General features: G+C 59.4%; 20 protein-coding genes. 6 read left to right on the top strand and 14 right to left on the bottom strand.

The genetic code is table 11. From position 1 onward, the window contains the following. Positions 1-232: 232 nt before the first annotated feature. Both G205_RS11615 and G205_RS11610 read left to right on the top strand, forming a co-directional pair. Positions 233-1,960: an FAD-binding protein gene (locus tag G205_RS11615; RefSeq protein WP_009358130.1), complete on the top strand. Its 1,728-nt coding sequence runs from the start codon at positions 233-235 to the stop codon at positions 1,958-1,960. Positions 1,961-2,134: 174 nt separating this feature from the next. Beyond that, positions 2,135-2,725 carry a TetR/AcrR family transcriptional regulator gene (locus tag G205_RS11610; protein WP_009358129.1) on the top strand — a complete coding sequence of 197 codons (591 nt, stop codon included), beginning with the start codon at positions 2,135-2,137 and terminating at the stop codon, positions 2,723-2,725. Between the two features lie 70 nt (positions 2,726-2,795). Here the strand turns inward: G205_RS11610 and G205_RS11605 are convergent, their stop codons facing one another. After that, positions 2,796-4,019 carry a beta-ketoacyl-[acyl-carrier-protein] synthase family protein gene (locus G205_RS11605; RefSeq protein WP_012623565.1) on the bottom strand — a complete coding sequence of 408 codons (1,224 nt, stop codon included), beginning with the start codon at positions 4,017-4,019 and terminating at the stop codon, positions 2,796-2,798. 95 nt (positions 4,020-4,114) lie between these two features. Here G205_RS11605 and G205_RS11600 point away from each other — a divergent pair, with 95 nt between their 5' ends. Beyond that, positions 4,115-4,741: a TetR/AcrR family transcriptional regulator gene (locus tag G205_RS11600; RefSeq protein ID WP_009358127.1), complete on the top strand. Its 627-nt coding sequence runs from the start codon at positions 4,115-4,117 to the stop codon at positions 4,739-4,741. A 311-nt stretch (positions 4,742-5,052) separates the two neighbouring features. Here the strand turns inward: G205_RS11600 and G205_RS11595 are convergent, their stop codons facing one another. From G205_RS11595 to G205_RS11575, 5 genes are all read right to left on the bottom strand, one after another. Continuing rightward, positions 5,053-6,117: a maleylacetate reductase gene (locus G205_RS11595; RefSeq protein WP_009358126.1), complete on the bottom strand. Its 1,065-nt coding sequence runs from the start codon at positions 6,115-6,117 to the stop codon at positions 5,053-5,055. Positions 6,118-6,222: 105 nt separating this feature from the next. Then, positions 6,223-7,830 (bottom strand): 4-hydroxyphenylacetate 3-hydroxylase family protein, encoded by a 1,608-nt coding sequence (locus G205_RS11590; protein WP_009358125.1) that lies wholly within the window; start codon positions 7,828-7,830, stop codon positions 6,223-6,225. A 76-nt stretch (positions 7,831-7,906) separates the two neighbouring features. Next, positions 7,907-8,266, bottom strand: coding sequence for an ester cyclase (locus G205_RS11585; protein ID WP_009358124.1), 360 nt, complete (start codon positions 8,264-8,266; stop codon positions 7,907-7,909). A gap of 50 nt (positions 8,267-8,316) precedes the next feature. After that, positions 8,317-9,648, bottom strand: a complete 1,332-nt coding sequence (locus tag G205_RS11580; RefSeq protein WP_083875055.1) for an AfsR/SARP family transcriptional regulator — start codon at positions 9,646-9,648, stop codon at positions 8,317-8,319. Continuing rightward, positions 9,621-11,273 (bottom strand): winged helix-turn-helix domain-containing protein, encoded by a 1,653-nt coding sequence (locus tag G205_RS11575; protein WP_035752844.1) that lies wholly within the window; start codon positions 11,271-11,273, stop codon positions 9,621-9,623. The genes G205_RS11580 and G205_RS11575 overlap by 28 nt, the downstream gene beginning before the upstream one ends. 258 nt (positions 11,274-11,531) lie before the next feature. Here G205_RS11575 and G205_RS11570 point away from each other — a divergent pair, with 258 nt between their 5' ends. From G205_RS11570 to G205_RS21125, 3 genes are all read left to right on the top strand, one after another. Then, positions 11,532-12,251, top strand: a complete 720-nt coding sequence (locus G205_RS11570; RefSeq protein WP_083875054.1) for a flavin reductase — start codon at positions 11,532-11,534, stop codon at positions 12,249-12,251. Between the two features lie 418 nt (positions 12,252-12,669). Continuing rightward, a complete protein-coding gene (locus tag G205_RS11565; protein WP_009358122.1) occupies positions 12,670-13,584 on the top strand; it encodes an intradiol ring-cleavage dioxygenase in 915 nt (304 codons plus the stop codon). Continuing rightward, positions 13,581-14,303, top strand: coding sequence for a substrate-binding domain-containing protein (locus G205_RS21125; RefSeq protein ID WP_157672522.1), 723 nt, complete (start codon positions 13,581-13,583; stop codon positions 14,301-14,303). The genes G205_RS11565 and G205_RS21125 overlap by 4 nt, the downstream gene beginning before the upstream one ends. A gap of 635 nt (positions 14,304-14,938) precedes the next feature. Here the strand turns inward: G205_RS21125 and G205_RS24195 are convergent. The 8 genes from G205_RS24195 to G205_RS11530 all read right to left on the bottom strand — a co-directional run bounded on the left by G205_RS24195 (position 14,939) and on the right by G205_RS11530 (position 22,575). Further along, on the bottom strand, positions 14,939-15,079 hold the full coding sequence (locus G205_RS24195) for a hypothetical protein (RefSeq protein WP_012623559.1): 141 nt from the start codon (positions 15,077-15,079) through the stop codon (positions 14,939-14,941). A gap of 658 nt (positions 15,080-15,737) precedes the next feature. Next, the gene (locus G205_RS11550) at positions 15,738-16,649 is read right to left on the bottom strand and encodes a dioxygenase (protein WP_009358119.1); all 912 of its coding nucleotides are present in this window, start codon (positions 16,647-16,649) and stop codon (positions 15,738-15,740) included. A gap of 70 nt (positions 16,650-16,719) precedes the next feature. Further along, complete coding sequence (locus G205_RS11545) at positions 16,720-17,796, bottom strand: maleylacetate reductase (RefSeq protein ID WP_009358118.1); 1,077 nt, start codon at positions 17,794-17,796, stop codon at positions 16,720-16,722. Between the two features lie 3 nt (positions 17,797-17,799). Beyond that, a complete protein-coding gene (locus G205_RS11540) occupies positions 17,800-19,596 on the bottom strand; it encodes an FAD-dependent oxidoreductase (RefSeq protein WP_009358117.1) in 1,797 nt (598 codons plus the stop codon). Between the two features lie 223 nt (positions 19,597-19,819). Then, positions 19,820-20,236: a helix-turn-helix domain-containing protein gene (locus G205_RS22840; RefSeq protein ID WP_235046894.1), complete on the bottom strand. Its 417-nt coding sequence runs from the start codon at positions 20,234-20,236 to the stop codon at positions 19,820-19,822. Beyond that, positions 20,203-20,781: an AraC-like ligand-binding domain-containing protein gene (locus G205_RS22835; protein WP_235046893.1), complete on the bottom strand. Its 579-nt coding sequence runs from the start codon at positions 20,779-20,781 to the stop codon at positions 20,203-20,205. Before G205_RS22835 ends, G205_RS22840 begins: the two co-directional genes overlap by 34 nt. Before the next feature lie 392 nt (positions 20,782-21,173). Next, positions 21,174-22,262, bottom strand: coding sequence for a HigA family addiction module antitoxin (locus tag G205_RS21115; RefSeq protein WP_009358116.1), 1,089 nt, complete (start codon positions 22,260-22,262; stop codon positions 21,174-21,176). A gap of 13 nt (positions 22,263-22,275) precedes the next feature. Then, complete coding sequence (locus G205_RS11530) at positions 22,276-22,575, bottom strand: type II toxin-antitoxin system RelE/ParE family toxin (RefSeq protein ID WP_009358115.1); 300 nt, start codon at positions 22,573-22,575, stop codon at positions 22,276-22,278. Between the last annotated feature and the right edge of the window lie 116 nt (positions 22,576-22,691).

Below are 22,691 nucleotides of genomic sequence, written 5' to 3'. Positions count from 1 at the left end.
GACAGCAGGTGCCAACCAAAATGCATCGGCCTCGTGTCGATGATTGGGACGCACGAAGCTGCGGTCAGCGAATCCTGCTGGCCGCAGCCTCGCCAATAAGCAAAATCGTGAATTAATTCATACCTCGGCGCGACCTTAAACCGCCTTCCGTATGCCCGAGAGAGCACGGCGTGCAGGGGACCCATCGAACTCAACCCAGGTAGTAACGGTTCATCACATCCCCGGAGGAAACATGAATATCCAAGAGAAGAGAATAACTACCGCTGTCCTTGTCATCGGGACTGGCGGCTCAGGGCTCCGTGCCGCTATCGAACTCGCCGAGCGAGGAGTAGATGTCATTGCGGTGGGCAAGCGCCCGAAGGCTGACGCACATACCTCGCTGGCTGCTGGCGGAATCAACGCTGCCTTGGCAACGATGGACCCGGAAGACACCTGGCAGCAACACGCCGCTGATACGATCCGGGAAAGTTACCTTCTGGCGAATCCGTTAACGGTTCAAATCGTCGCTGAAGGAGCAGAGCGCGGAATAGGTGATCTGGAACGTTACGGCATGAACTTCGCCCGCGAAGAGAACGGTGCAATCTCACAGCGGTTCTTCGGGGCCCACAAATTTCGGCGGACTGCTTTCGCTGGGGACTACACGGGTCTTGAAATACAACGGACATTGATTCGGCGGGCCGAACAATTGCGTGTGTCCATTTTGGACACCATCTACATCACCAAGTTGCTTGTCCGGGAGAACACCATCTTCGGGGCCTACGGGTTTGATCTCGAAGACGGTACCCGTTACGTCATCCACGCCGACGCTGTGATTCTGGCGGCAGGGGGCCACAACCGGATCTGGCGGCGGTCATCATCTCGCCGAGACGAAAACACCGGCGATTCCTTCCGCCTCGCCGTCGAGGCCGGGGGAAGGATCCGGGACCCCGAACTGGTTCAGTTCCACCCGTCCGGAATCATCGAGCCAGAAAGCGCCGCCGGAACGCTCGTTTCCGAAGCAGCCCGCGGTGAGGGTGGAATCCTCCGTAACGCCCGGGGAGAACGGTTCATGGAGCGCTACGACGCCGAGCGGATGGAACTCTCCACCCGCGACCGCGTGGCGCTAGCTGCATACACAGAAATAAAGGAGGGCCGCGGAACCGCAAACGGCGGTGTCTGGCTGGACGTGTCCCATCTCCCCCGCGCAGTCATCATGGAGCGCCTGCCCAGGGTCTACCAGACCTTACTCGACGTCCAAATGCTTGATATCACCAAGGACCCTATTGAGATAGCCCCTACGGCTCACTACTCCATGGGTGGGGTATGGGTTCGACCAGAAGACCATGGAACGGACGTTGACGGCCTGTACGCGATCGGGGAGGCAGCCAGTGGACTTCACGGTGCTAACCGACTGGGTGGTAACTCCCTTATCGAGCTACTGGTATTCGGACGGATCGTGGGCGAAGCGGCCGCTAAGTACTCTAACCAACTTGAATCACAACGCCGGTCTCTCGAGGCGATCGTAGAAGCGCGGTCCGAGGTGGACGCACTTCTGGCCTGTCAGGGATCGGAAAACGTTCGGGCCCTACAACGGGCCGTCCGGGACACGATGACAGAGCACGCCGGCGTGGTGAGGAGCGAAGAAGGTTTGATCGCGGGCTTGGAGGAATTGGACTCCATTGAGGACCGACTTGAACATCTTGGAATTCACCCTGATATCGCCGGTTTCCAGGATCTGGCCCACGCTTTTGACCTCAAGTCCTCGCTGCTCGCCGCCCGCGCGACGCTTGAAGCGGCCCTGGAACGCCGAGAATCCCGGGGCTGCCACAACAGGTCGGACTTCCCGGATCAAGATGAGTCGCTTCAGGTTAACTTCGTATGGTCGCCCGGTCGCTTAGATCGTGAAGCAATCCCGCCCATCCCGGACGAAATAGCAGAGTTGATGCAAGACGTATCGACGGCTGGAAAACTGGTCGAGTAGCGTCGCGGCAAGACCTGAGGCCAGACCAACCTGGGACGGTGGATACGCCGGTCCAATGACAACTTCGGGAAGTACGTCTCAACCCATCAGCGTGGGCGCTGCCCCACGATGATGGGTTGCCCGGTGTAGGGATTAGGGGCGCCCCCATTTGGCCAATGCCAAGAAGGGTAATCGATGGCGTGGAACACTGAGCGGACCAAGTTGTTGCTTCTTGCTGCAGCAACCAGTGAATTCAGCGAAAAGGGCCTCGCTGGGGCTCGCGTGGATCATATAGCAAGAAGTGCGGGAGTCAGTAAAGAGCGGATTTATCGGTATTTCGGAAACAAAGCCGGGCTTTTTTACGCGGTTCTAGGTGAACTGGTCTCCCGTGATCTTGAGGTGCCGCTGCAAGAGCGCGGCTCTGAATCATTGAGCGACTTTGTTGGGCAACTCTTTGACCGATACTGCGAGGATGACACCCTAGCGAGGCTCCTACTCTGGGAGGCGCTGGAGGGCACGCCCGGGGCACTGGAATCCAACTGCACTGGACGCTGGTGGATCCGACAAATGGACCGTCTCTTGATAGCGATTCCTGGGTTAGACCGGGCAGGCGCAGCGGACGTCCTATTTACGATTGTGACGCTCTGCGCCTGCTCGCCTGTTATCCTCCACGGAAGTTCCTATCCCTCGGGGGAACGGATCATGCGGGATTCAGCTCGTCGTGCCTCGGTGGTAAGGGCTGTCGCGCTTACCGTGCAGTCGCTCCTGGGTACATCGACTTCCTAAACTCCCGATGTTTAGCTAAGCAGCAGTTATTTTGTCTTGTTCGTGAGGCCATAACGCTATCCCCGCATGCTTACCGCATCGTGAAGAGCAGCGAAACATTCTGGCCTCCGAAACCAAAAGAGTTTGTGATGGCCGCCTCGATTGGTCCGCTACGGGCGCTGCCGGTAACAATGTCCAGGTCGATCTCTGGGGACACATTTTCTAAGTTACGGGTTGGAGGTATCAGTTCATTCCGCATGCTCAAGACCGTGACAATCGCTTCAACGGCCCCTCCTGCTCCCACAAGGTGGCCCAAGGACGCTTTCGGGGCGGTAAGAACGGGACTCGGCCCCAGGGTTTGGCGGATTGATCTTGCTTCCGCCAGATCGCCAGTAGCAGTGCCCGTAGCGTGGCAATTGACGTGTCTGATATCGCCACCATGCAGCCCTGCCTGTCGAAGAGCTGCCTTCATCGCATTGCTCTGACCCTCGCCTTGGGGGTGGGGGCTAGTTAGGTGGAAGGCGTCGGAAGTGATACCGGCTCCATTTAGGACAATCCGGGCTCGTTTGCCCCGGGCACTGGCGCGGTCTGCGCGTTCGAGGACCATAACCCCAGCGCCTTCGCCCAGCACAAAGCCGTCCCGGTCCCGGTCAAAGGGACGTGACGCGAATTCAGGGTCTCCGCGTTTCGACAGCGCACCGATCTGCGCGAACGCGGCCAGGGTGATCGCTGTAATCGCCGCCTCAGTTCCGCCGGCGATCACTACGTCCGCTTCACCGGCCCGAATCAGACGTGCCCCAGCCGCGATGGCTTCTGCCCCTGAAGCGCAGGCTGATACCGGAGTGTAAGTGCCGGCCTTCGCCCCGAATTCAATGCTTAGCGCCGCAGCTGCTCCGTTCGTCATCAGCATCGGGACAGTACGAGGAGAAACGCGCCGCGCTCCGAAACGCTGGAGGACGTGGTCCTCGCCTAAAAGGGTGAGTACCCCCCCGATTCCGGTGCCAATCACTACCGCCAGGCGTGAGGACTCTACTTCTGGAGTTCCTGCATCTGACCACGCCTCCCGGGCGGCCACCAGTGCCGCCTGCTGCGAACGGTCCAGACGTTTGGCCTCTATAGGATCAAGGAGGTCCGCAGGTGATACAGGCATTGGAGCGGCGATTGTCACGGGCAGTTCCAGCCCTGGTATCAGAGCATCGCTTATAGAGCGGACCCCCGAACGCCCTTCTATCATGCCCGTCCACAAGGAGCCCACATCAGCGCCCAATGGGGTAATGGCTCCCAGTCCGGTTACTACAACATCGTTGTCGTCCACGACGGCTCCTGCAAAGTCGGTCCCCAGTCACTACTGGAAAGTTTTTTGTATCTTATACAACTTACACTTTTAGTTGTATCGGATACAATTCCGTCATGATGGCAGAGAGTGCGAGGGTAACGGCGACGAAGCGTCGGGCCGCTGGCGAGCCGGTGCGGGCAAAGGGAAAGCAGACGCGACGTCGCATCCTTGAAGAGGCAGCAGTGTTGTTCGGGAAACATCAATTGAGCGACGTCAGCGTGAGTACGATTGCACGAGCTGCGGGTGTTTATCCGAACCAGGTGACTTACTACTTCGGGTCTAAGGATGCACTCCTTATTCACTCAGCATTCTTTGCACTGCTGCATGATGCTGAGCGTCTAGAGGCCGCGGGTTACCGGATGCAGACCGTTGAGGGTTTCAAGAGTGTCATGGCCCGCACAATTCTTGCCCTACCGTCTATGAGGCTGGTCGCCCAGGCTGTTGCGACCGGAAGCGCAAATCCCGGTCTCGCTGGAACGCTTGGGTACTACTTACACCTGCTATTCCGCCAGTCGGAACGCTACCTGCAAACGCTGATAGGCGAACGCAACTGGTCCCACAAACGGCCTCTAACTGTCGAGGTCCGCACGTTCTGGAGTACGGCATTCGGGGCAGTTCTTCTGTCTCGGGCTGGTGTCAGAGGGTCTGCCCTCGACTTGGACCTAGCCGGAACTTTGACCATCTATGAGAAGTCGGAATAGTCCTTCCGCAAACTTCAAGGTGTATAGCTCGACGAGACGGTCGCCACTCGCACCAGCCGATTAGTTGCGAATTCGCGGGACAGTGCGGCGGCGACCAACAACCGCATCGGCTTTGTCGGGCTCAGTTTGGAAGCGGCGCTAGCCGAAGGTGACCACAGGGTTAAGAAAATCGGTGGGAACATCGATATCGCGGGGAAGGTTCTGTCCCCTCCCGCTGCAGCTCAGCAGGATCACCCTCGGGAGGTCGCACTTGGCTCATCTTCGTTTGAAGTTGCCGCTAGGCAGGCAACTTCAAACGTCAAGTGGGCTAGCTATAAATCCGCGCCGCTCCAGGCCCCATGAAGGAGGGTGAGTAGGTCCTGTTGCGTTACATTCCGGGGGTTGGAGGGCGGAATCACTTTCAAGATTAGATCGGCTGCCTCTGCCAGATCTGTCTCCTTCAGACCGTAATCACGGAGTGCAACGGGGGCCTTAAGCACCTTTCGAAGCTGATTTAGCCCTTCGAGAGCATCGCTGTGACCAAGCGCGGTGGCGATCCGGCTGGCAGCTTCCGGCGCGGCCGGAGCATTGAAGGCAAGAACATACGGCAGGACGGTCGCATGGGTCTGGGCATGCGGGAGATCGTAAGCACCGCCGAGCACATGGCAGATTTTGTGGTGAAGGCCGGATCCGGCTGAGGAAAATGCTACGGCTGAGAGATAGGCCCCGTACTGGGTCTGCTCACGACCGCGTAAGTCTCTTGGATCAGTGTTCAGGGCCGACAAGCCGGCAGAAAGGGTCCGAATACCCTCCGCGGCCATGGCTGCATTAATAGGGTCAGCACGAGGAGCCCATAAGGAATCCACGCAGTGTGCCAGAGCGTTCAGCCCTGAGGCGACACTCAGCTCGACGGACAGGGAGAGCGTAAGTTCGGCATCATAGATGACGGACACGGGAAGTACGCCGTCATCAACGCCGGTGGTCTTGTGGGACGCTTCAGTTATGCCCCATACATTGGTTGCCTCAGAGCCAGCGTAGGTAGTGGGCACAGCTATGATGGGCAGCCTTGATGTTAGGGCAATCGCCTTGGCCAGTCCGATAGCGGAGCCACCTCCCACGCACACCACGAGATCGACGCCATGCTCCTCCGCGGCAGCCCTGGCTTTCTCGGCTTTTTCGAGCGGAACGTGGGGCGCCACATCGTCATACAAGAGAGTTGCCTTGGCCTGGTGGGCAACGCGGGCTGCGAAATCCTTGTCATGTCCCCCTGTGATCACCATGACCGTGTCGGCCCCTAGGCGGTCCACCTCCGCGGCCACGTTGACTGCGGCCAGGCCGGAACCGAACAGGACACGCTGCCCTAAGGTTTGATGTGCAAACACTAAACGATCGGTCATTGGGGAGTTCTCGTTTCACGACTGCCCGCTCATAGGCGGATTGATCTGGGGGCGCAGCGGTAAGGCAGGACCCGGGAAGGGGTATCCCGGGTCCTGCCTGTTTCTTTAGGCCGGCGTGGTTACCGCAGGGTCACTTGATTCGGCGTTCTCGATGTAGCCGTCGTGCACGTCCTGGGAGCGTGCGTATTCGGGCTGGTACTTGACGCTCGCGTAGTGCGAAGCCTTTTCGGCCTCTTCTGCTCGCCTGCCAAGCTCGGCCGTATCGCCAAAGCCCAAGACATCTCGTGCCAGCTGTGTCAGGGGTCCGTCAACCTGATACTCGGTGCGCTGCATCGTGAGGATGTTGATCAGGTATGGCGGAGTACCGTTGAACTTTTCAAACATCTCGTGCCTGCTACCGAATTCGGTAAGGAAGCGTTCACTGATTTGACGGAAGATCTTGATTCGATCGCGGGCGCTGATCTCGGAGCCGCGAAGGGCTTCCTGAAGTTTCGGTCCAATGTAAGGGTGATCAAGCTCGCGCTTGGTGGGCTGAATAACGATGCCGCGGCCGCAGAACTCGATGAGCATGTTGACAAACTCGTGCTGGTGCTCGAGATAGTGTGCCCGGCCGAAGTCAATGAAGATGTTGTTGGGCTTATACAGGCCACCGGGGGTGTGGAAGCCCGTCTCTTCTGCAGCGATCATGAACGCCCGGCACGTCTCGCGGAAGCGGATGAGCTCTGCCAGCTGAGACTGGACCACGGGGTTCTTGCTGGTTCCAAGAGCCTGGGTGATGAGCAGGCCAAGGCCGACCATCAGCTCTGCGTGCACTGTCTGACGGATCTGGGTCTCGAGGTGTACCCAGTCGAACTGCCGCTGGGGGTACCACTTCGCGTGTTCCGGGTTTCCGACGTGCTGCACCTGGTCCCAAGTAATGAGAACATCGTCAAAATAGACCATGCCGTCGAGCTCGTCTCCCAGTGTTGCCAACGGACGATCGTAAGGATCCGCATCAGGTTGGGCGCGGGATTCGCGGGCAACGACGCTCACGCCGGGTGTGGCCAGCGGCACCATGGCGTAGATGGTTTGTTCGGCTGTCTGGCCGGGCCGCCACAGGTTACCGATCAGCAGGTTGTTTACGAACGGGATCGAGGTTCCGATGGCTTTCCAGCCTCGCACGACGATACCTTCATCGTTTTCCTCGATGATACTGAGCATGGGCGTTTCGGCCATTGAGTCATCGCGGCCCCGGTCGTACTGCACGTCGACGAACATTGGCGAGACCGCCAGGTCCTTGGCGGTGACTTCGTCCCAGTGGCGCTGGATGTTGCCGGACAGGTCACGGTGGCCGTTCTTAAACCTGGAGTTTTCCGCCCATGGTTCCTGGTCGTCCACCTGGGTGAACATGACGACGTTCATCCCTGCCGGCGGTCGGGTGAAGATGCCGCCCTGGAAGTGCCGGAAAATGAAGTCGGCGTAGTTACGACGCTTGATGACGTCTTCCTTTGAGCGCGGCAAGAACCAGTGCATCGATTCGCGTTTGCCGTTCTCGTCGACGAACGTCAGGAGGTCCTGGTTCTCCGGCTTGAGATGAAGGTCGTAGTATTCGGCTATTGCCTGGGCATAACCCTTTGTCTTGGGATGCGTCGTTACATCCTCAATGAGCTCTCCGCCGACATAGACTTTGCGTCCGTCGCGAAGAGACTCCAGGTATTCTTTTCCTGTCCTCATGCTTTAGCTCCTGTATTCATGGTGTTCATTTGGTTATGGAACGTTTTGCTGTCCCAGAAGTCCTCCGACCGCTGGATCAGCCTTGAGCCGTTTCCAGAATGTGTACGCCTCGCAGCTGCAAACGCTGACCAGCGGCCTTCAGGTTTCCCATGTCCCGTTGCAACGTCGCGGTGAGGACATAGCGGCCCATAGCGCGATCCGTCGTTTCGAGATCATCCAGCGCGTGCCAGTGCGCATCAGGGAAGGCTGTGAAGAAATGAGCCAGCCCCGCCGCAACTGCATCGCGTCCCCGAGCAACATGGCTTAGTGCGATGTCCTCATGCTCGCCGTCAATTGCGTACAAGGCAGCCGCTTCGGCGTGGTCGTGCCTGTTGTACGCCTCATGCAGGCGCTTGAAGATCGATCCCGGACTTTCGAAGCTGGCGTTGTTCTCCATGGGTGCAACGATCCGGTATCAGGTGTTAACGGCTGCGAAATAGCCGGCAGTTAACGCCTGAGCCGTTGAAACATTTGTTGGGTTGAGTCTGAGGGCGTGATGCCCAGCTCTTGGAGTGCTGCCTTGCAGCGGCGGTAGGAGGCTACGACGCCGTCCTCATTTCCTGTGGCGCTGGCTATCCGCATGAGAATTCGCCAAGCGCTCTCTTTATACGGATCTTGGGCGACAACTTGTTCCGCAAGTTGCTCGGCCTGGCGGTACTGCTGGGTTGTAAATGCCATTTGGGCAGCCTGAAGTCGAGCTTGGGCTGCCTGCTCCTCTAATTGCTCCCGCCGCTGCGTTGCCCAGGATGAATCCATCCCCGGCAGGTACTCCCCGCTGTCAACGATGGCAAGCGCCTTCAAAAGCGCTTCAAGTCTTCCCTGCCCGCGGAGTCGTGCAGCCTTTGCGATTAACGCCTCGAATCTGGTGGACTCGCTGTCCAGAATGACGGGAGTGGTGAACGCCAAGGTATTGCCGGTGAAGATTGGTCCGATACCGGCAGGAAGAGCTTCCCGAAGCCGGTGAGCGGCCTGGCGCAAGTAGGCTCTCGCGGACTCGTCTGATTGACCATCGAAGAGCGCCGAAAGCAGATCTTCGCGGGAAGCATGGTGACTCGGGACTGCGGCCAGATAGGCTAGTAGATTCAGACTTTTGGCAATGCGCGGCTTTACCTCTTGCCCAGCGACTGAGATGGCAATCCGCCCGAACTCGGATAAGAGAATGACGGGATGCTGATTCCAACCTGCTCCCACGCCGCGGGCCATCAGGGCCTGGCCCAGTTCATGCCATGGTGAGTCGGTGAATTCTTCAGAGTCCAGGCGACGAGTTAGTACTGCCTGAAAATCCGCAAGGGCCAGTAGAATCTGGTGGTTGGATTCTTGGAGCCTGGCGGCAACCATCGCCTGGTCGGCAGCTGCATCAGATTCTGTCAAGTCACCCTGTCTCCATTCGGCTTCAGCTAGGTATATCGCCGCAGCGGGCAGGTCGAGAATGCGGTTGGCCTCGGTCATGCTGTTAACAGCTCGTCTGAGCATCACGACGGCGTCGTCATTGTCTGACCGGGAAAGCAGAAGCGCGAGGCCCTTCCAGGTATCCAAAGCCTCACTAATGAAGTCATAGTGGCGCCCTCCGGCGTTCTCCACCTGTTCGAGAAGATTTAGCGCAGCAACAGGGTCGTGGTTCAAACGCAGCTCAAGTTTGGCTTCGATGAGGCGGTTCAGCCACTCGAACACAACGGAGCCGCTTGCCCTGACCAATCCCTGGCCCTTGGCAAGTACCCGTTGCGCTTCTTCTGTGTCCTCCAGATCGATCATCAGTTCCGGACCAACAATGCCGTGCATCCAGGCGGGCGCCAGTGGCCAGCATCAGCTGAGCGATAGAGCTCCAAGGCCTCCGTCAAGCGGCCTGTTGCTCTAAGAGCGCCCACTCGCCACGGAGCGGAGACTGCAGCAGCCCATGGGGAGTCCGGCATTTTGCTGACCTCACTCAGTCTTCCGTGGGCGTAGTGCACGCGCATCACCAAAGCATCCAGTGGTCCACCACTAAGGGTAGGAGCGGGGTAAGCGCCGGTTGCTTCCCGACGGGTGGCAAGTGATAGCAGGTAACGGACAGCATCAATCTCTGGGCTATTCGGGGCCAGGTCGATCACCGCCCGCATATCGTCTAGCCGGTCCAGATGCCAGTAACACCACGCCATGATTGCACCACCCCGCGGGGAAAGACGGGCCAGGTCATCCCTGACACCGTTTGCCTGAAGATCATCGGCGATAGCCACGCCCTTTCGGTAGTCCTCGCGGGCTATTGACAGCATGAGTGTGGCCGGGCCCAGCCTCCGGGACCCGGAACTGCCAGGTGGGGCGAGGTAACCGAGCCACCTTTCGGCAACAACGAAATCGAGTCGGTCTAGTACGTCGCCTATAACCACTTCGGCAGCATCCACAGCTCGGTCCAGCTCTTCTGCGGCCAGGAACTGCTCGACAGCTTCCTCAAGATGGCCCTCGGTGACTAGAAGGTCCCCATAGGCGCGCCGTGTAGCCTGAACTTCTGCCTTTCCCCGGCGCTCCAAACAAGTCACCAAGTATTCTCGGAATCGAGGGTGGCACCGCATGCGGTAGGTCCCGGAAATCCAGGAAACAGGCAAGTGGTGGCTTCGCAGTCTAACCAGCAAATCGCCGGCGTTGGATTGACCCAGGGCTGCCGCCCGGGATGGTGTCACTTCGTCCAGTAAGGAAGAAACGATGAGGAACTCCCGTTCTTCAGGAGCCAACTTAGCCAGGATTTGCGAAGCCAGATAGCCATGTAGGGGGTCAGCCTCACCGCCGGTTCCGGAAATGTGCAGCCGTGAGTGCCACGCCTCAAAAAGAACCCCTGTTACCCAGCCGCCTGTTGCCTCGACGGCACTGGAGGCGTCAATGTCTGTTATTCCGGCTTCAACGAGTGCCCCTGCAGCTTCCTCGGGAGTGAAGGCCAGGTCCTCCTCACCTATAGTTGCCACGCGATCAACCCCAGCCTGAGCACTTAGATCGATCGGTAGATCAACCCGAGTAAGCAGGACAACCTTGAGTCCCACCGGTGCATAACGGACAACCGCCCCGACGACGTCCAGCGCTTCGTAGGCGCCAACTAGATTCTCCAGGCCATCAAGCACCAGCAGGAGATCTTCATCTCCTACAGACTCGGCCAGCAAACCAGCCACTTCGGGATGGGGAATACGCGCCGCGAGCGCGCTGCTGGCCAGACCGGCAGCGTCTGGCACGTGTGCTGCTATTGCCGCCTCCAGATAGATGAGAAGCCGGCCGGGGGCAGCGTCTGTCCCGTCCAGAGTGAGCCAGGCAATAGGGCCGCCCCATGTGGCAGCAGCCTGAACAATCGCCGTGGTTTTGCCGGAACCTGCCGTTGCGGCAACCCAAACCACGCGGTTCTGGTTTATCAACTGACTGAACAGCTGGTTAAGACGGGGCCGCATAACCAGTCGCTCCGCCAGAGGCGGCACCGCGAGTTTGCTGCGAATTATCAGACCAGCCGAACGGCCTCTAGTGCGTGACATAAGACACAATATAGCCCGGGTGAGCGGCGGCACAGATCGCCCATTTCGACCTCGTTAACGGGCGCCCACGATGCTGATTCATGAACTGCATCACATTTATCGCTTGAGAGGAACCATCATGAGCATCTCCGACACACGGTCCGGGAGTCTGTCGATCCGGTTGCCTTCCGTAGGGTCATCAGCCATTTCACTAGCGGGGTTGCGGTTATTACGACGCAACACGCCGGCACCAAGTTCGGCGTAACGGCCAGCGCTGTGAGCTCCCTCTCCATGGACCCACCTATGTTGTTGGTGTGCCTGAATCGACAGCTCGCCACAACAGATGCTGTGAGCGAGGCCGGCGTCTTCGCTGTGAACATCCTCGGGGATAAGCAGGCCGAGTTAGCGGTTCAGTTCGCGACCCGGCATCCCGACAAGTTCAGGGACGTGGAACTGATGACCCGCGAGCTTGACGTCCCGCTCATCTCTGACGCGTTGGCGCAGATTGAATGCACCATCGTTTCACGCACCGACGTGGCAACACACGCTGTATTTATGGCCGAGGTGAAAACGGCTGAAGCCGGTGCAGGAGATCCCTTGGGGTATTTCAGAGGCCAGTTTGGCAGTTTTACTCGGGCCTTGGATGAGTCTGTCTACGAGCTGATCCGCGAGACCATCCTTGCCCGTACCGGTAACGCTTCTGGACCTATCACTGCGGCCAATATGGCCCTTGAACTGAAGGTTGACCGTTCCTCGGCTTATCATGCTCTTCAGCAACTTCGAAATGAAGGGCTATTGCTGGCGGAGCCCGATGGGACTTACCTCCTGACACCCAAGCTGACAGCAACGGACAAACTGTCAATGCCCGCCGCCCCAAATGCTCTGAGCGGATCCTCACGTGAAACGGGAAGCCGGTGAGCTCGCACTTGGCGTATTCGTTCCGCAGCGGACACAGGCAACAGGAAGTGTCATCCCAAGTGGCATTACCTGATTGGCAAGAGGTCTCCCCCGGCCACGACGTTTCCCTGTACAAAAAGGGCCAGGGCCATTTCCACGGACGAGTAGACGACGTGACCGCTGACGGGGCGATTATTTGGGTGCATCTTGCAGGGGGTTGGGGGCGCCGGATGTTTGCTCGAGCGGACGGCTATCACCTGACTCTCCACTGGAGTGGGACCCTGCACGAAAAACAAACAAGGTGATCCAGAGCTGGTTCTATCCGGTCGCCGCTACGAGCAACGACTACCAGTAACCCGGTCCCAAACCGAATCCCTCCCGAGTCAAGTCATCTTTCCAAGCACACTACGGAACCTCACAAGACCCCTAAGGAATCCTCATGACGACCCGTCAAGTAGCCCCACCGATTTCACCTGAACAGGCAGCGGTAGAGCAAGAACTCGTGGACACAGTAGTTGCCTCTTTTGAGAAGGCGCAGGACCCCCGGTTGAGGCAACTCATGCAAGCCCTCACCCAGCACCTACACAACTTCGCACGTGAAGTTCGCCTCACGGAGGACGAATGGAACGCGGGCATAGAATTTCTCACCGCCGCCGGCCACATCACCGATGACAAGCGCCAAGAGTTCATTTTGCTTTCTGACGTTCTAGGCCTTTCCATGCAGACCATCGCCATAAATAACGAAACCCACAAGAACGCGACTGAAGCTACAGTTTTTGGGCCGTTCTTCGTCCAGGATGCCCCCGAAATCCCGATTGGAGGCGACATCGCCGGTGGGGCAAACGGTCAGCCCTGCTGGGTCGAAGGCATCGTTACAGACACCAGCGGTAAACCTCTTCCCGGCGCCCGAATCGAGGTCTGGGAAGCCGATGAAGACGGCTTTTACGACGTCCAATACACGAATCACCGAGTTGCTGGCCGCGCCCATCTCTTCGCTGACCAGGACGGACACTACGCCTTCTGGGGACTGACCCCAACACCGTATCCAATCCCGCATGATGGGCCGGTGGGGAAAATGCTGGAAGCGGTAGGTCGATCTCCCATGCGCGCCTCGCATCTGCATTTCATGGTTACAGCTGATGAACACCGCACCTTGGTTACTCATATCTTTGTCCAGGGTGACCCTTATATTGAAGCCGGCGATTCAGTTTTCGGAGTCAAGAGTTCCCTAATCAAACGCTTTGAGCAACAACCAGCGGGAGCCCCGACTCCTGACGGTCGCGAGCTTCACGGTGCAACATGGGCGCGCACTCGGTTTGATATCGTGCTTGCTCCTAATCCTGATCTGAAGTGAACACTGAGACGACGAAACCGAGTTCCGTAACCGCTACCGTGTCTCTTTTCTGTGCTAATGCTCTCAGGAAGCCGGTAGAGGAGGTGATCATGCCGGCTTTTACCAGAGCTACTGGACAACCTGTATATATTGTCTTCGATTCAACGGCGAGGCTCCTGGAAAGGGTCAATGCGGGGGCTAAACCGGCTGTATTTGTAGGTCTCTCAGGTTCCCTTGGGAACCCGGAGCCTCCGGGCAGCGACGCCTTCCACACTGCAAGACACATCGTTAGGTCGGGAATCGGAGTCGCTGCCGCCCCCGATGCCAAAGCTCCCAGCATCACAACCGTTGAGGAGCTTGCCTTTGCACTTACAAGGTGCCGCTCGGTTGCCTACTCGAGGACGCGACCGAGCGGGACCTATTTCCATCGGATGCTCGAGGACCTAGGGATAGCTGACATAGTGAACTCCCGCGCCACTTTTGTGGAGGAAGGGTCAACAGCCAGCGCTTTAATTGACGGACGAGCCGTTCTAGCTGTGCAACAAATCTCTGAACTCAAGCTAGTCCCCGAGGTGAACTTTCTCGGGCCGCTTCCAGCCGCCGTTCAGAGGTACACGGAGTTCTCCACATATTTATGCAATAAGACAGCCGATAAGTACCTGGCAACCGCACTTTTCAACTTCCTGAGCAGCTCCCTCGCAAGATCCGCCTACGCTGCCGCTGGCCTCCAAGCCTTTTAGCTGCATCGGTGCAGCTCTGGTCCCCGACCGGGTCCGTTGCATGTGGGTGCAGGAAGAACCTTATGTACTCAACCAGAACCGACTATGCCCGATCTAGCGTAAATTATCCGACTATGTAGGAGCCAGGATGCCAACAAGAAGCCACACCTTAGGCCAGGACTGGAAGCCCGAAGGACGAAAAGAAGAGACCGATAGCTGGCAGGGGCCTATCCTCGTAGAGTTTTGCGCCTCTCCTTGGGTAGGACTGCATTACAACGACGAATATCGAAGCGAAGAGACCGCCGCTCACTAGGAAACTTGAGATGTGATCCTGACGGTGCCGAAGCCCAAGCGGTGTCAGCAGTGGTTGATCAACGAGCCATTTCACGGATTGGGCAAGCGATTTGTTGCTCTCTTTGGGCGTGAACGGATGCGCCGTTCCTGACATGGCCAGGGACCTGGCAGTGCCAGACTCCGGGCACATACCCCGACAAACCCGACCGGCAAGCATTGACCTTCTTCTGGGTTGAGCCTAGACCTCAACCTGACAGGACGAGGTTTGGAGACGCAGGTGAGCGGACAGCGGCTCGCGTACGTGTGCGTTAGCACGGTGGAGCAGAACGAGAAACGCCAGCTCGGCCAGGTTGACCGGGTCTTCACCGACAGGCCTCGGGCAGGGACACCAGCAGGCCACAGCTCACGGAACTACTCCAGTTCGCCCGCGACGGGGACATCGTGGTGGGGCACAGCATGGACGGCTCGCCCGCAACCTCGTCGACGTACGTGCTCTCGTCCATGGTCTGACCCGTGAGGGCGTGCGGGGTGGAGTTTCGTCAAAGAGAACGTAGTCTTCATCGGTGAGGACTCCCCTATAGCCAGCGTCATGCTCCCGTCCTGGGTGCCTTCGCGGAATTCGAACGCTCGCTCCTCGCGGAACGCCAAAAAGAAGAAATCGCCCTGGCCAAGCAGCGCGGCGCCCACAAAAGACGGAAAAAGATCCTCGCACCGGAACGGTGCCGCCGTACTGGTCCCCGCTCCGTAAGCGGTGTTCCAAAGGCCGTCCTTGCCCGTGACTATCGAATCAGCTGCGAGACCGTCTACCAGTACCTGTGCCACGCCAAGCAAGACTGAGCCTCTCCCCTGCCGACGCCACCACGCGGAGACGAAGCGGCGATTCCTTGTAGGACGTATCTGGAACTCAACCTCACAGGCGAAGGGTTGGAGCAACAGTGGCCGGACAGCGGACCGGGTATGTGCGCGTGAGCACGCTGGGTGACCGAGCGCCGTGCAGAGCGCAAATGAGCGACGCGTATCTCGGAGTCACCGCAGCAGGAGGTACGGTCGACATTCGATCGCTCACCATTGCCAGCCTTAACTCCTTGCCGGGGACGCGCAGCGTGCACTTTGGGGCTCAGCCACGTTGCCCTGCCTAGGTTTGAGCAGAACTCTTTCATTTCATGCGAGGGCGGGGGCGAGGACCACGTCGAAGCGGGTGCGTGCCCAGGTCTGGTTGCCCAGGTCCCGGCCGTCGGGGGTGGGTGTGCCTGCCGGCTGGGGTTCGAAGCGTTTGATCAGGGAGTCTTTGACGCCGAACACTGAGTCCCCAATTTCGATCTGCGGGTCTCCCTCGACGAAGATGTGGGTCACGAGGGTCCGCAGACCGTGGGCGGTGACCATGAAGTGCAGGTGGGAAGTGCGGACTGGTGAGCGCCCGGCCGCCTCAAGCATCTTGCCCACTGGCCCGTCGTGCGGGATGGGGTACGGGGTGGGGGTGCGTCCCCAGAAGGAGTATCTGCCGTGGTCGTCGGCGTAGAGGTAGGCGCGTCCGGCAACGCGCGCGTCGGCGTATTGGACGTCATAGAAGCCGTCTTCGTCCGCTTCCCAGACCTCGATGCGGGCGCCCGGCACAGGGTTCCCGGAGGTGTCGGTGATGGTGCCCTCGACCCAGCAGGGCTGGCCGTGGGCGCCGCCGGCGATGTCTCCGCCTAGGGGGATTTCGGATGCGTCTTCGATAAAGAACGGGCCGAAGACGGTGGCCTCGGTGGCGCCTTTGTAGGCCTTGTTGTTGATCGCGACGGTCTGCATGGACAGGCCCAGGACGTCCGAGAGCAGGATGAATTCCTGGCGTTTGTCATCGGTGATGTGCCCGGCGGCGGTGAGGAATTCGATCCCGGTGTTCCACTCGTCCTCGGTGAGACGGACTTCGCGGACGAAGTTGTGCAGGTGCCGGGTCAGGGACTGCATGACCTTCTTCAGACGCGGGTCCTGGGTTTTGTCGAAGGACGCGATGACGGTGTCCACGAGTTTTTGTTCGACGGCGGCCTGTTCCGGGCTGATGCCGGCGCCGGCATGGATGATTCCCGACATGCTTTACTCCTGTGGTTCGAGGGTGGGTTTGTGCTGGCGGCTCGGCCGGCGACCGGGCAAGGAACCCGAGTTAGAGGTCCAAAAGGACTTGGGGCTCTTCGCCGGTCAGGGCCGCCTGGACGAGGCGGCTGAGGTTCTCTGCGGTGACGGCGCGCGGGTTGGACGCCGGGACGGCCGGGAGAATGACGGTCACGGCCTCAGCGATCCCGTCGGCGGTGAAGCCGTAATCAGACAACGCTTTGGGCGCGTCCAGGCGTTTGCGGAGGTTCTGGAGTCCGGTGAGGGCGTCGGCGGTGCCGAACGCTGCGGCGATGCGGGCCTCAGCGTCGGCAGCAAAGGGAGAGTTGAAGGCCAGCACGTAGGGCAGCACGGTGGCGTGGGTCTGGGCGTGGGGCAGGTTGAACGTGCCGCCCAGGACGTGGCAGATCTTGTGGTGCAGCCCGGACCCGGCGGAGGCGAACGCGACCGCGGACAGGTACGCACCGTAAAGAGCCTGCTCGCGTCCCTCAGTTCCGGTAGGGTCATCCACGATCAAGGGCAGGCCGGAACTGAGGGCGCGGATGCCTTCGGCGCTAAGTGCGGCGTTGATCGGGTCCATGTGGGGCGCCCACATCGAGTCGATGCAGTGGGCCATGCCGTTCAGGCCGGAGGCGACGGACATGTCTACCGGCAGGGACAGGGTCAGGGCCGCGTCGTAGATGACCGTGACCGGCAGTACGGCGTCGTCCACCCCGGTGGTTTTCCGGGATGCCTCGGTCAGGCCCCACACGTTGGTCGCTTCTGATCCGGCATAGGTGGTGGGCACGGCGATGACCGGGATTCGGGTAGTCATCGCCACGGCCTTCGCCAAGCCTGTGGTCGAGCCGCCGCCGACGCTCACGAGCAGGTCGATGCCGTGCCCGGCCGCGGCGGCGCGTGCTTTCTCGGCGGTCTCGATGGGAACGTGCATCACCACATCGTGGTGCCACAGTGCCACCTCGATGCCGGTAGCGACTGTACGGGCTATGTCGGTCTCGAAGTCAGAGGCGATGACCATCACCCGCTGTGCGCCCAGCCGGGCGACCTCGGCGGCAAGGTTCGCAGCGGCATTGCCGGTGCCGAAGAGAACGCGCTGGCCCAAGGTCACATGCTCAAAAGTCAGGCTCATGGGTCAGTTCTCCCGGTTCAGGATTGCGGCGACGGCGGCGTAAAGGGCACCTTCGGGGTCGTCCGCCAAGCGGTCCGCGCGCCAGCCGACGTGCTTGTCTGGACGGACCAGTACCGCACCGCTTTCGGCCACTTCACGCAGTTTGGCCCAATCGAAGTACAGGTCGGTGACGTCCTGTCCCGGGCCGATGACGACGGACCCGATCGTGACGCCGAGCCGCTCGCTAACTTTCTGCGCGGCAGTTGTCCAGTCCTCACCGGTGATGCCGGTGAAAACCGTGAATTGGCCGTAAGGTGCCAGATCATGCGTGGAGTGCTTGTGCACGTTATCTCCGATCCAGGCATGTGGCAGTCGCCCGCCCGGATAAGTAGACGGCTCGTAGTACAGCTCAGGATCGCGAGCAGGTGCCGGTTTCTCTGTTCCGTCCGGGACGATGGCTGAGGAGTCGTAATGCTGGCCGAGTTCCACCCCGTGGGCGTTGAATTCGTAGTTCTTGATCTCCATGGCCGCGTGGATGGCCTGGCGCTTCGCGGCCCCTTCGGCGGTGTTGTTCTTGCGCGACTCGATCAGGGCGTTCATCTCCTCGGCAGTTTCGGCATTGTCGATGCCGAGTGCTTCGAAGAGCTTGCCGAACTCCCGGCCAGACTTGTTCGCCCGGGTCACGATCTGCTTCGCGACGGGCGCCCGCTCGATGGTGTAGGTTTCCAGCAACTCCACCCCGGCCTGGCCCTTGAGCACAGCGGCCAGTTTCCACGCCAGGTTGTAGGAGTCTTGAATGGAAGTGTTGGAGCCGAGCCCGTTGCTCGGGGGGTGCTTGTGGACTGCGTCGCCGGCACAGAACACGCGGCCGGCGTGCAGCCGGGTGGCGTACTGCTCATTGTTTCCCCAGAGTGAGATGCCTGTGATGTCCACGTCCAGGTCAGGTACGCCGATCAGGTTCCGGACAACTTGCCGGGCATCGTCCTCGGAGACCTCGGGGGTGCCGTGGGCGATGTCGAAACCCCAAACTATAAGCCATTCGTTCCACGGCCGGACCATGCGCACCAGGCCGGCACCGATACCGCCGATGTTGGAGCCGGGCTGAACGACCCAATACAGCACCGAGGGCCGGTGCCCTACGAACTCTGCGATGTCAGCTTTGAAAGTGATATTCATCGAACCGGCAATATCCATCCGCCCCTCGTAGGGCAGTCCCACGTCTGCGGCCACCCTGGAGCGGGCACCGTCGGCCCCGATCAAATACTTGGCGCGGATGGTGTAGCCATGGCCGGTGAGCCGGTTCAGCACCCGCACAGTCACGCCGTCCTCATCCTGTTGGTGCGAGACATACTCAGTGGAGAACTGCGTCTGCGTCCCGCGCATGGTGGCATTCCTGACCAGGATCGGTTCCAGGTACGTCTGAGGGATATCGCAGTTCAGCGACGGCGAGGCCAGCTCATAGTCCGCGTGACGCGCGGGATGGTTGCCCCACGTGAGGATTCGGCCGATTTCCTCCCCTGCAATGGAGGTACAGAAGACGGTGTCCCCGATCATATGATGCGGAGTCGCGTCAGCCAGCACCTGGTCCTCAATGCCCAGATCTCGAAAAATTTCCATGGTCCGCTGGTTCGTGATGTGCGCCCGGGGCGTGTTCGCCGTCCACCGGTATTTCGTGATCACAATGTTGGGCACGCCCAACGAGGACAGGAAAAGCGCGGCCGACGACCCGGCCGGGCCTGAGCCAACGATAAGGACATCCGTCTCAACGACGGCTGAGTCTGGGATCTCGGTCTCAGAGACCCCGTCATTGAAAAGCACCATTGCTTACACTCCACTTCAACAGCCGGTCTTGTTCCGGACTACTTCCGAGTGTTTCAGGTCATTCCGCAGCCAAGCGGTGTCGCGCCGTTATCGGCGGAATCAAGCAAAAGCTGGGCGGATTGGGGTAAAAAGTCACGTCGGACACCCTCATGACCTGCAGCACAATACTCGCCTGTAAGGTTCGGCTGACCAAGAGGAGAGGATGCTCCAACAATATGACTCATTAGTCGCTGGCGGACCGGCGGTCCTGCAGCGGGGAGAGGCCGAATTTCTCCTTATAGACGCGAGAAAAATGCGCCTGCGAGGCAAACCCCTGCTGCAGCGCCAGGGCGCTCAGAGGAATCCGGGCGGCTGCCGGGGAGAGTAACTGCTGCCGGGCCGCCTCTAGCCTCGCATTGAGAATAGCTCGCGGTACGCTGGTGCCACCCTCCGCGAAGATGCGTGAGAGCTGGCGTTCGGAAATGCCGACGGCTGCAGCAATTCGCCCGGCCGACAGCTGCGGATCTGCGGATTGAAGAGAGATAAATGCCTGCGCAGCGGCCAGATGTCCGGCCGGTCCTGCGGGAGCGCCGAGGGTGACGGCGAGCAGTTCCAGCGCCGTGTTTTCTAGTTCGTCCCAGTCCCCGGCCCGTCCGGACAACGCGGCACCGAGGGAAGAGGCCAGGCGCCGGCGTATATACGCTCCGCCTGGGGGCCATGGAAGCCAAAAACCTTGGGGCGTTTCAGCCCAGACTGCCGCGTGAGTTCCCTCAGGGTACTGCGGGGAATCTTCAGGGCCAGCTCCTTCAATCCGTGCGAAAATCCGCGCATGAACGGCTGGTCCGCGTCATAGAGGATTGCCTCGCCCGGCCTGAGGATTTCGCAGCCGTCCTGGTGATAGAAGAAGCCCTCGCCCTCCAACGTGAAGTACGCGACCACGGCATCAGCTGGATGCGCAGCAATTTCCCGCGCTGACCGTTCTACAACGTGCGGATTGCCCCAAACCTGGGCCACCTGCAGCCGGGGCAGGTTCAAATTCAGCTCGGTAGCTTTCAACCCGCCACCCGCCAGTGTTCGGGCCTGCAGCCCGACCAGGGCGCGCGCATTGTGCTCTTCCCACATTGCGATCCGCCGTGCCTCGGGCAACCCCGCCGTCGAGAACCGGGTCAAGCCGTTCGGGCGCACACCTGGTATGGGCTGCGTCATAGTCTGAAGTGTACGTGGTCAAGGGCAACGCTGGATCAACACTCGTGACTGCGGACTCGTTGGCGTCAGGAGATACAACCTTTGCAGGTTGTGTCCAACTTTGTTTCTGAACTCGGGTTTCCGGACTCACTCCCTTGAGATGCCCCTGCCACCACGGCTCGTGCTACTGGCGCCCGTGCAGAGAGAGCCTGGCTTACGGGCAGGGAGACGGTCCGGTTAGGTACACCCCAACCTGACGTCAGGCAGCAAGGAGAAGAGCGTCAGGTTTGGGTCCTGAAGTAAGTTCCTTGCACGGGTCCCCTCCGCAGTCTTAGATCCAAATCTGACGGCAGCCACAAATAGAAACTTGTTGGAGTGTCAGATTCAGAGGGGCTCTTAAAGTCACCTGGGAGTTAGTGGGAGTGACTCCAGCGCTCTAAGTGAGAGCTTACGGTTGGGGCCCCTTTTGCCAATGCGGTCCGGTAATCGAGAGCTTTATCGCGTTGCAGTCTCCCAAGTACAACCACTGAATGCACTCCTATTCGCTGTGCAGTCGACTCAATCCACCCCCTACGAACGGCCGCCGGCGGGACTGGGAGGCCCCCCGGTATCTGCCATTCACCTGCCTTTTCGTCGGCAGCTAGCTCGGCCGGCTCGGTTGAAGAGTCTTCATCAATCACGAGACGCTCGGGCGTAACATGTCCCAGGAGGACATGCGCCACTTCGTGGAGAAGCGTGAATAGAACTACATCTAGTCGCTTACCTCTTCCCGACAATGCAATTACTGGCTTCTCAGCGTCCTCGTCCAAAAGGAAGGATGCGCCGTTCAGCTTGCTTCCAGGGAACGCTTCGACATAGACAAGACGCACTCCTACAGCAGCAAATTCAGCAGGGAGCTTCGAAAAGTTTTCCGGATTTGCGACCAAGCGCGAGAGGCGCTCCGCTAGTTCCGTGAGCCCCACTGGGTCGTAGCTAGGAACCTGAAGATCCTGCGCACGCTTGCGGGCGCACGCGAGCCATGCTTTTTGGGTTGGTGTTGGTTCTTCATCCTGATTGGAGCGTCTGGCTGCGGCCAGAAACCGCGGTGTGTCTTCAATGTGTTCGATTTGGAACAGCTTGATCAGCTCGTCTTTTTGCTCTGTCAGTGACTTGCCGGTCAGGATTCCTCTTTTGAGAAGTAGTGATACTGGAGCCAATTCGTTCATCCTGGCCCGCAGCTTGACCTCGTCTAAGTCCTTGCGGGTCGCCTCATTCCGGGACTGACTCCAGAGGAGATACGAATTCTGCAGGTTCAGCCAGTACTCCGGACCAGTACCAAGAGCTGCGCCGATTTGAGCTGCAGATTCACGAGTTATTTCCTTCTTCCCGGCGATTATTTCCGAGACGAACTGCGCCGGGCGCCCAAGGATCTGTGCAAAGTCGCTCTGGGACCAATGACGTGCTTCAAGCTCCTCGGTTAGAAAATCCCCGGGAGGGAATGCTTCAGCGAGCTCGGGGGCCATGGAAATCAGTCCTTCAGTGGTAGTCAACGGCTTCAATGACGATGGCTATGCGCCCGCCATCCTGAGTTTGGAACCGCAGAATAAGCCTGTATTGGGTATCGATCCGGATCGACCACGTCCCAGCACGGTTACCTTTTAGCTTCTCAAGGTGGAGGGACTTCAGCGCTCTCAAATCCTGATCTGTGACCGCCGCGTGTAGCTGCTGGATTCGTCGTCGGTATGCCCGGGTGACGTTTGGAGCCCAACGTGATGTGCGATGGTCTGGCTCGTAGGCGAGTTTCCGGAGATCCTCATCCTCGTAGTCCACCTGCATTCTGTAAGCCGTCCTTCACCCCTGATGTGAACAACACGCTACAGGAAATGCTCAACTTCGTATGAAAACTATACCGCAGAACTCGCAACTTGTCTTCACCCTTGCACCGAAGGACC

The organism is Arthrobacter nitrophenolicus, assembly GCF_000332815.1.
Classification (GTDB): Bacteria; Actinomycetota; Actinomycetes; order Actinomycetales; family Micrococcaceae; genus Arthrobacter; species Arthrobacter nitrophenolicus.
The sequence above is the reverse complement of the archived record's forward strand: the minus strand, read 5'-3'. Positions and strand labels throughout refer to the sequence as shown.